We start from the raw sequence: 10767 nt of genomic DNA, 5'->3' as shown, positions 1-10767 counted from the left end.
GCCCGGTGCAATCAGCGGGGTCGAGATCTTGAAGACCTTGCGATTGAAGAAGGCCTTCGACCGGCTGTCGGCCTGCACCTCCGGGTCACCGGCTTCATTCATCCCCCATTTGGCAAGATCATCCTGCACCTGGGCGCGCGGCGAGATCATCGACAGGCCGGCCGCCGAATTGGCACCCGCCGCCTGCACCGCCCCGCGCCCGTCGATCCGTTCCTTGTAGAGGATCGAATTGCCACCGTCGCGGCTGCCATCGGCAAACAATGCTCTGACCGAGGTCGTCTCGCGTAACAGCGGCATCAGCTTGGTCTTCGACCAGCGCGAGGCGTTTTCCTCTGTCGGGTGGACATAGAGGAAGTCGCAGGGGTCGAGTTCCAGCGTACCGAGCAGGAAGATGTTTGCCAGCACCGTGCCACCGACCTGGGCGGATTTGGCCAGCGAGACAATCGAACAGGGATCATCCGGCGAAAGCGCCTTCAGGATCTCTGAGAAGAATGGAAACATATCCTCGCGATAAGGGCCGGGAAAGGCCGAGATCCGCTCGGAGAAGACGATGTTGTCCTTTGCCCAGGCGAGATAGTCGACCGGTGGCGGTGGTTCGCAGACTTCCGCCAGCGCCTCATAGATCAGCCGCAGCGGGTTGAACAGGATCGTCATGATCTGGCATGTCCTCGTCATCCGGCGCTTCAAGCGTCTCCGGGGTCTTGTCCCTGATGGCGCGGAACGCCTCCGCTGCGGCCTGCCGGATCGACCGCCATTTGCGGGTCAGTGCCTTTTGCAGGTCCCGCTGCGGCAGGCCGAACTCTTCAGAAAGCGTCGTTGCCAGATCCGGCAGCCCCTGCTCCATCACCTTGAAGGCTTCCGAGATCCCCCGGCCGGCCTCGCGCTTTGCGTCTTCCGTGCGGACATAAATGCCCGCCTCTTCACGTTCCTGCCGCGCCATCTGGGCGGTCTTGTATTTTTGCTGTTGCAGCCGCTCGCGGGCGAGAAGCTCGGCCAGATCCTCCTCGGGTGACGGCGGGCGGAGCGGCAATTGCCCCGCCCCGCCCGGCCGTGCTTCGGCACGGGGGAAGTCAGCCTGTTTGCGAACTGTGGCTGTCGCTGCTTTCCCGTTGGCGCCAAATCCTTGCGCGGGATCGATTGAAAGGCCGAGCTGGGCGATGGCTGGACCAGGACGGATCCGGGCAAAGCGCCCCTCGCCCTCGATCGCATCGCCATGGATCTGCCCGGCGCTTAGATATTGCGAGACCCGGCCGGGCGAGACAGCAATCAGCGCTGCAAAGGCGGCCTTGGTCATGCTCTCCGGCATGGCTTCCATGGTGGCTAAACTCACCCTGTCTTTAGTTTAGGCTTGGACTTTAGGCTCAAAAATCCGGCTCAGACTGGCCAGACCGCGCGGTGCCAAATACCCGCGTGGTGACCGGCCCCAGGAAGGACCCGCGACATTTTGCCGAGGGGCTGAAGCCCCGCCGTCAGTGCTTGGCGAAGGTCTTGCGGAATGCCCGTTCAAAGGTGCGATCCATCTTGGCCCGCACTACCTCGGCGACGATCTCGTTCAGCTTCAGCCGTTCGGTGTAGGCCGTGGCCGTGACAAACAGGATGACCGGATAGAAGCCGCGATCCGGCGCACGGCCCGAGAACCAGATGCCCCGTGCCAGATCAGACCGCCCCTCAGGCACGAAGAACTGATAGGCCTTGGCCTTGCGCTTCCGCCGCTTGCTGTCTTTCGACACACGGGTGGTGCCCGAACCACGATAGTCGATCTTCAGATCACGCATGACGCGGTTCAGAAAGCCTTGCGTCATGTTGCCGTATCGGTCGAGCGGCGTCTGTCTTGCTGGCACGGCAACCTCATTGCGCCGCATCAGCCCGCGCCCGATCAGCTGTTGTTCAAACGCCTTGTGCCCGCGCATACCGCCCTCAATCTCCGGGCCGAGGAAGGCCGTGGCCGGAAGACCGCCTTTCGTGCGGTCACCCGTCGCGACAACGGCAGAGTTCCGATTCGCCAAAGTCGCGTTGTCGTAGACGATGCCACGCACCGCGTAAGGCGTCGGCCGGTCAAACACCGTCTTCATCCGCGCCTTCACCTCCCGCATGGCGTCGTAGGCCAGCCAGTTCAACGCCAGCACTTCCGCCTTCGGCAGAAGCTCGCGTTGCACCGAGGTCATCTTCGCCTCGAAGCGGGAAAGGTCGATATCAATGTGGGCTGAAAGCATAAGCAAATAGCCCGTCTGGCATTTGCCAGACGGGCGCCGTCCTAAAAATCAGGGTGCGCCGTAAGATTTCGTAAAACCATGGCACAACATCAGGTCTCTGCGCCAAGGTCGTCAAATGAATACTGAAATCGAACCCATGGGTACGCCACGACCTACCAAAAGACAAGCTGACGTAGTTACTCAGTTTGTATTTTAGTAAATCAACATTTAAGGCATCGGCCTAAACTGCAAAACCTAAAATGAGAGGCGACCATGGGGGTATGGCCGCCTCTCTCAGGGGCCTTCAGAGCACTCGCACCCGTTCGCCGTCATGGGGGCGTCGGCGAATTTGGGGACCTCTGTCCCAGGCTCAAGAAGGTAGTGTAAAGATAGCAAAAACAACCAATACAGGCAATAAGTACGGCTATTACCACCGTCAAAAACAAAACCCGCTCAGGCGGCTGCCGAAGCGGGTGTTTTCTGATCTTTTTCAGTGTGCTCAAGCTATGTCAAACAGCTGCTGTCGATCAAGGAAAAAGTGACGCATAAATTATGCTGTCATTTCAATATCTTGATTCGATACAGACGCAACACCTAACCATGGTGCTGTGTCGTGTTTCATCGACACCAGACTGTGTCGCGACAGCTCGCCCCCAAGCTCACGCTCCAGTATCTTGAGCGCCGCCTGCCAGACCAGCCAGTCGATCCGTGCGGCGATGGCACCCCGAAGCGAGCCATCCAGCTCATAGCGGCGATAGGCGCCTTTCTTCGGGCGCTGCGCCCGGCGATCATAGCCATCAACCTCAAGCCGGTGGATCTTGCCGAAGCGGTCCTTCGATTGCTTCATCATGAACCATGCGGGTTTGCCCAGCCGCATGATCATCTTCTCTGCCGGCCGCTCGGCAAACCAGTCAGGCCCACGCTTCAGCACCGCACAGGTGACGATCAGGTTATAGGCGTGACGTCCGGTCTGGCGCTCGCCGCGCAGCTTTTCATGCACCAGCACCCGAGCCACCTCGGCCGCGATCAGCCCACGCTCATCATCCCATTCCGGGAAGGGCTGCCAGCCGTCAGGAATATCGAAGCCATGCCGCGTCAACGCCTTCACCGCCTCGGCAACCTTCAGCGCATCCTCATGCGGCTCACCGAGATCAATATCAATCGGGATCACGCCAAAGCCATTGGGCGAGCGGTCCACCATCGTGCCCAAAGTCTCCACTTCCGACATGGCCGACCATGCACTCTTGATCATGGCCGGGCCGAGAAAAGCCTTAGGCCCTGCCCCTTCCTTGCAAAGCTCTTCCGTGAAAGCCCAGGTCAGAAGCTCTTTGATCGTCAGTTTTGTCATTGCGTCCCATTTCCTTCCCGGATTTGCCGTTTGCTTCCCATCTTTCAATTTTGCCTCCCATAAGCCGCTTCTTATATTTATTGTTTTCATTAGATAATTCCGTCCCTGTGGGACGATAGGGAGGCTAGGGAAGATAAGTAATCACCCTCTACATGTGCGAAGCCGTGAACTGTTTTTTAAAAGCGCGGCCCTCGCCGCAGAGGTTCAATTCAATTCACGCGCGCGCGTCATGCGTAGGGTCGCAATTTGCCTCCCTACCTTCCCTAGCTTCCAAACCCATTGATTTTCCAAACCTTTTGGCCGGGAAGGTAATTCGCTTTTGCCGCCCGTAGCCTCCCATTCCTCCCGTTGTCCTTCCCACATGCGGGCAGGCACGCCCGCAAATGCCGAAAATGGCGGTTCAGATTTGGCAAAGGGTCCGGGTTCAGCGAGCATCAGAAGGGCTCCGGCAGCGGTTCGTCGTCGCGATGGAGCGGCGCCACACCGGCCTGTTCACGGAATTCGTCACGAATACGGATCCCGTAATAGAAGGTGGCCGAGGCCTTGCCCTTGCGGAACATGTGCATCATGCCGTCCTCGCCCTGCCAGTTCTTCCGCGCCTGATCTGGGAAACGCTTGGTAAAGGTCGCCTGCTTGAACTCGGAGAGCCCTTCCCGCCGCGCAAATCGCGAATAGGCGTTGAACAAATCGAGCGGGCTTTCCTTGTCGCTGTCGGATCCGGTCACGATGCAGGCGCCGCGCACGAATGCACCGAGCGGATCGTTCTCTTCGCGGTATTCCCGCGTTGCCGCTGAAATGCCTTCCGGCTCCATCAGCCCGCGCTGGAGATAGTCGAGCGCCCCACGCACCATCCAGGCAAAGATGCCAGCCTTTTCGGCGCGCAGCTTGCGCGGCAGATCCCGGTCAACATCGCTTTCAGGAATTTGCACATCCCACGGCACCAGCTTCACACGCCGCCAGATCCCGTCGCTATCATCGCGGATAATCGGCTTGTGGTTGCCGGAAAGAATGATCTTGAATTGTGGGACCAGCTCAAAGAAGTCCTGATTGAGCCGCCGCACCGCGATCACCTCGCCGCCCGTCAGGCTTTTCACCAGCGCGTCTTTGAGATGCACGCCCATTTCCGGCTCGGATGCCGCCACCAGACGCGCGCCCGGCAGGCGGGCGAGATCCGGCGTGGCTTCTGCACCAGAGCGCCGCTTGTCACCGGCAAAGCTGTCGATCGACATGGAAACCGCATAGTCGCCAAGGATCTCGACCATGAGGTCGACAAAGGTCGATTTGCCGTTCCGCCCGGCGCCATAGAAGAACAAAAGGCACTGTTCGGTGGTCAGGCCCAGCAGGCAATAGCCCATATAGCGCTGAATATAGGCGCGCAGATCGGCATTCGGCATGACCTGCTGAAAGAACCGTTCGAAGACGGGAGCCATGGCCTCGCCCTTCAATTCCACTTCAGCCAGTTTACTGATCAGGTCTCCGGAGCGATGCGGGTCAAGCCGCGCCTTCCACTGGCGCTTGCCGTCAATCTCATCGCAGATGAAACGCAGCGTGCCTGTCTGGCAGTTGATCGCATAATAGTCGCGGTTGAACGCGCTCACCTCCCGCGAAAGATACGGTATGGCCTCGCTCAGCATGCAGTTCAGCTTGTTGGTCGAGCAGGAGGATTTGGCGTGATTGTGCCGCGAGGACATGCGCCCCTTGCGGTTTTCCTCAACCTCCTCCAGTGCCGCCACATCCTTCTCCAGCCGTCCATATTCGGCATAGTCTTCCGAGGACCAGGAGGCGGTCGCATCAACCAGTTTGCGCTTTTCGCGTTCCGCATCGCGGCCTTTCCTGATCCGCACCTTGATTGCGGCGAGCGCTTCATGCTGTTCGTCTTCCCAGTCCTGCTTGGCAGGGCCGAGGCGCACCCGTTCCTTTTCAGCCTCCCCGGCATCAGCGATCAGGCTTTCAAGATGGCGCAGACGTTCGCCGCCGGCATCGTCATTCACGGCCGGGGGCTTGCCCATGGCGCGCATACGCTCCCGTGCCAGCCGGCCAGCGTCGATCTTGGCCCGCTCATCGTCAGAGCAATCGAGCATGATGGCTTCGTCATCGATAAATTCGGCGGTGCGATGCGCCCAGGAGCGCACGATTGATCCGGCCGGATCTTCCTTCCAGCGCATGCCATCAAAGCCATGCCAGCCCACATTGATGACGTTCAGCGCCCGGTCACCGAAACGCGAGACGAAGCGGCGGCCATTGCCGATGTCAGTTTCCGGCTCGCCCGCGCATTCTTCCGTCAGCTCTTCAGACGAAAGCGTCAGGGACGGTTCTGCCGCTTCTGGCTCAGCAATCGGCAAAGGGTCCGGGTTATTGGAATAGGCGGCCCGCTTTGCCTCCATTTCGGCAATCGCAGCACGTGCTTCTGGCGACAGGCCGCCCGTCTTGTTCTTGTCAGCCATCGACCAGTTCCATGCAAAGTTCAGAAAAATCGCCGGCGCCCTGTGGCGGCCAATCGGTCGTCACCACGCGGCCGGGAGCAGAAAGCCGCAGCTCTGCCCGCTTCATCGCGAAAGCCGTCATCAACCGCTCGCTGTCGCCGTCAGCAATCAGCACCAGGTCGTCAACGTGATCCGGCACCTGAAAGGCGGAGGCGGGATCCGCATCCGCTTTCGGCAAGGGGCCATCAACGAACACCGGGCGCTCAAATCCGCGCTTGTCGATCCGCTTCTCGCTCGGATGCTTTTCCTTCGACGCCGCAGGGCCCGCCAGATTGCCCAGCGACCCCGCTGCGCAATAGAAGGTGTCATCGCGAAAGCGTTCCAGGCCGGCAACGGCTGCAACGTTCTCAATCCCCTCAGCCACCACCCAGCGGCAGCAGCGCAGATCACCCAGCACCGGGATCAGCATGCCCTTATGCAGCCCCTGCATTTTCTTGGTCGGAAGGGACACGCCATCCTCATCAAGGATCACCGGCCGGCGCTTTGGCTCGACCTCGAGGTCGATCCAAGTCTCATGGCAGCCGTAGACCTTGCCAGTGAGATCAATGAACGGCGCAATCATCGCTGTGCCCGTATAGATGTGGGCTGGGCGTCCAAATGGATCGACGCCGTGCCAATAGGTATGGCGCAGATCGCAACGGATGCTTTCAAACACCGCTTCAGGCATGTCGTGACCAGTGCGAAGCCGCAGATATTCGCGCAGTTCCAGCCCCTCGCCCGGCATCACCAGGGCAGCACCGAAATAGATGCCACGCGCCTTGTGCATCGCCCTCTCACGAAAATACTGTTTCCGCTTGTCAGCCAGTGCCGCGCGCTCCTCGGCTTCCGCCCGCGCCTTCGCCAGTCTCGCCTCACGCGCGGCACGCTCCGCCTCGCTTTCTTCGCCCGCCCCATCGGGAACCGGGCGGCCAAGTACTTCGGCGCAGGCGCCGAGAAAGCCCGAACGGCAGGAAAGATCGAAACCACATTCATGGGCGGCAAGAGAAATGGCATCATGCCCGCCGGCCCCGCATTTGCGGCAATTCCAGACGCCCTTGACCACATTGACGGCATAGGCATCCTTGCCGCCCATCACCGGGCAGGCCCCGGTCCATTCGGCGCCCCGCGCAGCCATGCGGGAAAACTGGACGGCAGCGACAGCAAGCGAGACCGCGCGCGCCTCTTCAACAAAGGCTTCAATCAGCTCTGTCATACGCAAGTCTCCAAGGAATCATCACGTAGGCTCCAGAACAAACCAGCTCGACAAGCTAGGCGGCGCGATGTTGAATGCACCTTCGAACTTTGATGGGGGAATGAATGAACTGGGGTTTCAAGCGCGGGCAAGTCTATAACCGCCGAAACGATATTCACGCGCGCTTTAAGGGGAGCCAGCGGGACGGTATTGTCACTTTTACAGAACATCAGCTGATCGTGATTTTCACGGGTAAACCAGGTATAAAAAACGGCTACCACGATGAACTTCGTGACGACGGAGTATTCGAGTATTTCGGCAGAGGCTCCGAAGGCGATATGGTTTTCAAAAGTGGAAACCGCGCAATTCGTGACCATTGGATAGACGGAAAGGATCTTCTGCTTTTCGAAAAAGAAAAGCATGGCGTGCGCTTCCTGGGCCAGATGGTCTACAGTGGCCATCATTGGCGTGAAGCGCCAGATAGCCGCGGCGTAATGCGGCAAGCCATAGTCTTCGAATTGAGGTGGCTTGAAGCGGTTGTTGCAGCGGATAATAGTACCGATCTCGACCCCAATGCTGACCTTCTTCAACTGAAAGACCGCGCGCGCGCCGCAATTCGGCTTGAGAACAAGCCCGCTCAACGTCAAACTGTGAATGTCTATGATCGAAGCAAAGCGGTCCGTACCTATGTATTGGCGCGTGCAAAAGGTCAGTGCGAAGGTTGCGGAGAAGAAGCACCATTCATCAAGCCAGATGGGGAACCTTATCTTGAGCCACACCATCTGCGTCGATTGAGCGATGGGGGGCCTGATCATCCGGCCCACGTGATTTCTCTTTGTCCCAATTGCCACAGGCGAGTGCATTTCGGGCGAGACGCCACAGAATACAATCAGAGCCTGGTCACGCGAATGAGGGCAATTGAGCCCGATTTTCGCTAACATCGGCGGATATCGATCGGCAGGATTTAGAAGCATTCCGTTATCTCACTTCTGCGCTTCAACCGCTCATCGAGCTTTTCTTCCAGCAAAAGGCGTGCTTCCAGCTGGAACCGGTCAGGCGCATGGCGAAAGTCCTCGCCAATCTCAAACTCGCCGAAGCGGTGATCGCGCGCCTCCTTTGGCAGTCGGGTCAGCTCCATTTTCTGCCCCCTGCCGCGTGCAGCGGTGCTTCAACAGCTGGCGCCGGGCGAGCAATCAACGCCGCTTCCGCCGCATCGCGCCGAGCGCACCAGTCATCCAACTGGGCCGCAAATTCCGCCGTCATCCCGGCAACCGCGCCGCTTTGCCAACGGCGGCGATAGGCTTCCTGCATTTCAATGCTGTCGAGCGTTTCGGTGAACCAATAGCCCTGCACCCGCGAACCGGCCGGAATGGCCTCTATCGCCGCCACGCTGTCAGCCACGGCCGCCCATTCCGGCAGGCCGTAAAGCCCGCGATGAAACACCATCAGGCACGCCTTCTCCGGGGCATCGGTTGCCAGATAGAGGCGGATCTCAGTCATCGCCCCGCCCTGCCCGATCGAGAACCCGGCAAACATCCGCTTCAGCCACGCGGCACACGCGGCCGATTTCCGCCGTCGTCAGAAGCTCGGTTTCCCAAAGGTCGAGAATGCGAAGCCTTACGGAACGGCTGATTTCTGCCGGCCGATAGCCGCCGGTGCGATCCAGCACCTTGTGGCTGCGCCAGGGCGCGACCAGGCCGACCGTGTCAAAGACCTGATCGGCGATCCGAAACAGCTCTTCGCGTACCGGATCGCGCAGAGGCCCCATTTCCATGGCTTCAGCGGTCATTCGGCACTTGATGGCGTAGTCTGTGGCGTCCTTGACGCTCACCCGGCCATTTCCGGCACAGGTCTGGCAGCGCTGGCGCTTATAAGCCAGATAGCCCTCGCCCATGCATTCCGGGCAGATGATACGTGTCACGCGTGGCATTGCATTCATGGTCTTGCTCCTGTGAGACGGGAAAACGTCGTAAAGATCGCGGGGCAAAGGGCGCGTCATGGCGCAGCCCTTCCCGGAAAGACGATGCGGAAATGGTGCGCGCACCAGCTTTGGCCGAGCATGGTCTCAGCGCCGCAACACGGCATGTCCGGCCCGCCAGCGGCATCAAAGGCGACCAGCGGAAATCGGCATTCGCGCGCGGTAAGCGCCGCAAAAGTCTTCGGTTCAACACCTTCAATTGCGTGTTCGGACAGGTCGCGTTCCGTGCCCCGAAATGTCGTGTGACGGAATGGCAGGCCGAAATGCGCCATGCGGGCCGTTGCCTTGGCCGGCTTTTTCGAAGCGGCGGCAGGCTCGCTCTTTTCCCGCTTCGGCAACAGATCGCGCCGCTGCTTCGCCAGCACGCCAACCGTTGTCCGATCGCAGCCAAGCGTCTCGCCGATTGCCCGATAGCTCTTGCCATCAGCCCAAAGCGCGGCGGCGCGCTGGCGCAGTTCATCCGTCCAGGCGAAACGCTCAGCCTTGGCTTTCGTTCGAGGCGCAGGCTTCGCCGGCGCAGCAGATTTGGCCGCGGCTACCGGCTCATGCGCAATTTTCGGAAAGAGATCGCGCTTGCGACGGGCAAGCCCGGCAACGGCATTGCGGCTTACGCCAAGATGCGTGGCAATCTGCCCGTAGCTCATGCCCTGGCGGCTTAGCGCAGCGGCGCGGACAACATTCGCATCGGTCCAGAAGCTCATTCGCAGCTTCCTTCCACCCGATCGGCAAACATCGCGAGCAATCTACGGACCTTGTCGAGAAGCCGGCGCAGACGACGCTTTTCTTGCGGATCAACGCTGCCGTCTTCCATGGCCTCAAAAGCCGCATTCAAGAGAGCGCCAACGCCTCGGTTCAGTTCGCCAATATCCCTGTATCCAAGTGGCTCCCCGTCATACGCAACATCATCGCGCACCAGCCGATAGCCTTGCAGCCGCGCAAGCTCTGCGGTGATGATCGGCATGCCTGCCTCGAGATCGGCTTCCAGTGCCACGTCGATCGGCATGAAATATTTGGCAAAGTCGGGCGATGGCAGCGTGTAGCGCGAGAGCTGGGCCTGCCCTACCCGTGTGCAATGCTGAAAATTCTCCGGCCCGCCGACGATATCGACCGCCCGGCGGCAAACTGCCTTCAACATCTGACCTGTCTTTTCGGAAATTGAGCGCAACTGTCCTGCTCCCGCAAAGCATCCGCTTTCGGAATGAGTGTTTCGGTGTCATTCGGTGATCGGCGTTTCCCCCGCCGCTAGGGTGATATGGTCAGCCTCAGATCACGGAGGGCCGCATGGAAGAAAGTGCATCAGGATCGCTCCGTTTGTTTCAGATTGACCTCCGGAGCAGAGCCGAAAATGTCAGGGCGAAGCGCATATCGCGAAAGACCTGTCAGTGCCTCAACAGCAAGGACGCGACCGACAGGTACCCGTTTCCACTGGGAAACAGCCTGACAGCTCACGCCGCCCAGAGCTTTGGCAAGAGCGGCTGGACCACCGGCCCGCTGCTTAGCTTGTTCGCAAATCGCTTTCATGACGATAATGAAAGCATTTCTTTCCTTTTAATGCAAGCATATCTTTCGATGAAAGGTTGCCTTTCGTCGGGCAT

General features: G+C 59.6%; 15 protein-coding genes. 1 reads left to right on the top strand and 14 read right to left on the bottom strand.

Annotated features, from left to right (window positions below; translation table 11 throughout):
• From HCK86_RS17450 to HCK86_RS24320, 8 genes are all read right to left on the bottom strand, one after another.
• Nucleotides 1–654: phage terminase large subunit family protein (locus HCK86_RS17450; RefSeq protein WP_176085753.1), on the bottom strand; the 654-nt coding region annotated here is incomplete at its 3' end.
• Nucleotides 617–1330 (bottom strand): hypothetical protein, encoded by a 714-nt coding sequence (locus tag HCK86_RS17445; RefSeq protein WP_176085752.1) that lies wholly within the window; start codon nucleotides 1328–1330, stop codon nucleotides 617–619. The genes HCK86_RS17445 and HCK86_RS17450, both read right to left, overlap by 38 nt.
• 139 nt (nucleotides 1331–1469) lie before the next feature.
• Nucleotides 1470–2213 carry a hypothetical protein gene (locus tag HCK86_RS17440; protein ID WP_176085751.1) on the bottom strand — a complete coding sequence of 248 codons (744 nt, stop codon included), beginning with the start codon at nucleotides 2211–2213 and terminating at the stop codon, nucleotides 1470–1472.
• Between the two features lie 529 nt (nucleotides 2214–2742).
• Nucleotides 2743–3540, bottom strand: a complete 798-nt coding sequence (locus tag HCK86_RS17435; protein WP_176085750.1) for a hypothetical protein — start codon at nucleotides 3538–3540, stop codon at nucleotides 2743–2745.
• Nucleotides 3541–3744: 204 nt separating this feature from the next.
• Complete coding sequence (locus HCK86_RS17430) at nucleotides 3745–3975, bottom strand: hypothetical protein (RefSeq protein ID WP_176085749.1); 231 nt, start codon at nucleotides 3973–3975, stop codon at nucleotides 3745–3747.
• Nucleotides 3975–5984 (bottom strand): phage/plasmid primase, P4 family, encoded by a 2010-nt coding sequence (locus HCK86_RS17425; RefSeq protein WP_176085748.1) that lies wholly within the window; start codon nucleotides 5982–5984, stop codon nucleotides 3975–3977. Before HCK86_RS17425 ends, HCK86_RS17430 begins: the two co-directional genes overlap by 1 nt.
• Nucleotides 5977–7215: a P4 alpha zinc-binding domain-containing protein gene (locus HCK86_RS17420; RefSeq protein WP_176085747.1), complete on the bottom strand. Its 1239-nt coding sequence runs from the start codon at nucleotides 7213–7215 to the stop codon at nucleotides 5977–5979. Before HCK86_RS17420 ends, HCK86_RS17425 begins: the two co-directional genes overlap by 8 nt.
• On the bottom strand, nucleotides 7212–8018 hold the full coding sequence (locus tag HCK86_RS24320; RefSeq protein ID WP_348641095.1) for a hypothetical protein: 807 nt from the start codon (nucleotides 8016–8018) through the stop codon (nucleotides 7212–7214). The genes HCK86_RS17420 and HCK86_RS24320 overlap by 4 nt, the downstream gene beginning before the upstream one ends.
• Between HCK86_RS24320 and HCK86_RS24315 the strand changes: the two genes are divergently transcribed.
• The gene (locus HCK86_RS24315; protein ID WP_348641094.1) at nucleotides 7938–8132 is read left to right on the top strand and encodes an HNH endonuclease signature motif containing protein; all 195 of its coding nucleotides are present in this window, start codon (nucleotides 7938–7940) and stop codon (nucleotides 8130–8132) included. The two genes, HCK86_RS24320 and HCK86_RS24315, sit on opposite strands and share 81 nt — an antisense overlap.
• Nucleotides 8133–8158: 26 nt before the next feature.
• Here HCK86_RS24315 and HCK86_RS17410 read toward each other — a convergent pair whose 3' ends face one another.
• The 6 genes from HCK86_RS17410 to HCK86_RS17385 all read right to left on the bottom strand — a co-directional run bounded on the left by HCK86_RS17410 (nucleotide 8159) and on the right by HCK86_RS17385 (nucleotide 10693).
• Nucleotides 8159–8332: a hypothetical protein gene (locus HCK86_RS17410; RefSeq protein WP_176085745.1), complete on the bottom strand. Its 174-nt coding sequence runs from the start codon at nucleotides 8330–8332 to the stop codon at nucleotides 8159–8161.
• Nucleotides 8323–8694, bottom strand: a complete 372-nt coding sequence (locus tag HCK86_RS17405) for a hypothetical protein (protein WP_176085744.1) — start codon at nucleotides 8692–8694, stop codon at nucleotides 8323–8325. Before HCK86_RS17405 ends, HCK86_RS17410 begins: the two co-directional genes overlap by 10 nt.
• Nucleotides 8687–9133, bottom strand: coding sequence for a hypothetical protein (locus tag HCK86_RS17400; protein WP_176085743.1), 447 nt, complete (start codon nucleotides 9131–9133; stop codon nucleotides 8687–8689). Before HCK86_RS17400 ends, HCK86_RS17405 begins: the two co-directional genes overlap by 8 nt.
• Before the next feature lie 56 nt (nucleotides 9134–9189).
• Nucleotides 9190–9873 carry a GcrA family cell cycle regulator gene (locus HCK86_RS17395; protein ID WP_176085742.1) on the bottom strand — a complete coding sequence of 228 codons (684 nt, stop codon included), beginning with the start codon at nucleotides 9871–9873 and terminating at the stop codon, nucleotides 9190–9192.
• Nucleotides 9870–10307: a hypothetical protein gene (locus HCK86_RS17390; RefSeq protein WP_176085741.1), complete on the bottom strand. Its 438-nt coding sequence runs from the start codon at nucleotides 10305–10307 to the stop codon at nucleotides 9870–9872. Before HCK86_RS17390 ends, HCK86_RS17395 begins: the two co-directional genes overlap by 4 nt.
• Nucleotides 10308–10468: 161 nt before the next feature.
• Entirely contained in the window at nucleotides 10469–10693 is a 225-nt protein-coding gene (locus tag HCK86_RS17385) for a Cro/CI family transcriptional regulator (protein ID WP_176085740.1), read from the bottom strand.
• Nucleotides 10694–10767 lie beyond the last annotated feature (74 nt).

The sequence above is a fragment of the Martelella sp. HB161492 genome (assembly GCF_013184775.1).
Taxonomy (GTDB): domain Bacteria; phylum Pseudomonadota; class Alphaproteobacteria; order Rhizobiales; family Rhizobiaceae; genus Martelella.
Note: the sequence above shows the minus strand (reverse complement) of the source record. Positions and strands in the feature narration are given on the sequence as shown.

Bases quoted from the DNA above. Each gene is read 5' to 3' on its own strand.
- HCK86_RS17440 (WP_176085751.1), bottom strand. From the start codon at position 2,213: ATGCTTTCAGCCCACATTGATATCGACCTTTCCCGCTTCGAGGCGAAG.
- HCK86_RS17435 (WP_176085750.1), bottom strand. From the start codon at position 3,540: ATGACAAAACTGACGATCAAAGAGCTTCTGACCTGGGCTTTCACGGAA.
- HCK86_RS17430 (WP_176085749.1), bottom strand. From the start codon at position 3,975: ATGCTCGCTGAACCCGGACCCTTTGCCAAATCTGAACCGCCATTTTCG.
- HCK86_RS17425 (WP_176085748.1), bottom strand. From the start codon at position 5,984: ATGGCTGACAAGAACAAGACGGGCGGCCTGTCGCCAGAAGCACGTGCT.
- HCK86_RS17420 (WP_176085747.1), bottom strand. From the start codon at position 7,215: ATGACAGAGCTGATTGAAGCCTTTGTTGAAGAGGCGCGCGCGGTCTCG.
- HCK86_RS17410 (WP_176085745.1), bottom strand. From the start codon at position 8,332: ATGGAGCTGACCCGACTGCCAAAGGAGGCGCGCGATCACCGCTTCGGC.
- HCK86_RS17405 (WP_176085744.1), bottom strand. From the start codon at position 8,694: ATGACTGAGATCCGCCTCTATCTGGCAACCGATGCCCCGGAGAAGGCG.
- HCK86_RS17400 (WP_176085743.1), bottom strand. From the start codon at position 9,133: ATGAATGCAATGCCACGCGTGACACGTATCATCTGCCCGGAATGCATG.
- HCK86_RS17395 (WP_176085742.1), bottom strand. From the start codon at position 9,873: ATGAGCTTCTGGACCGATGCGAATGTTGTCCGCGCCGCTGCGCTAAGC.
- HCK86_RS17390 (WP_176085741.1), bottom strand. From the start codon at position 10,307: ATGTTGAAGGCAGTTTGCCGCCGGGCGGTCGATATCGTCGGCGGGCCG.
- HCK86_RS17385 (WP_176085740.1), bottom strand. From the start codon at position 10,693: ATGAAAGCGATTTGCGAACAAGCTAAGCAGCGGGCCGGTGGTCCAGCC.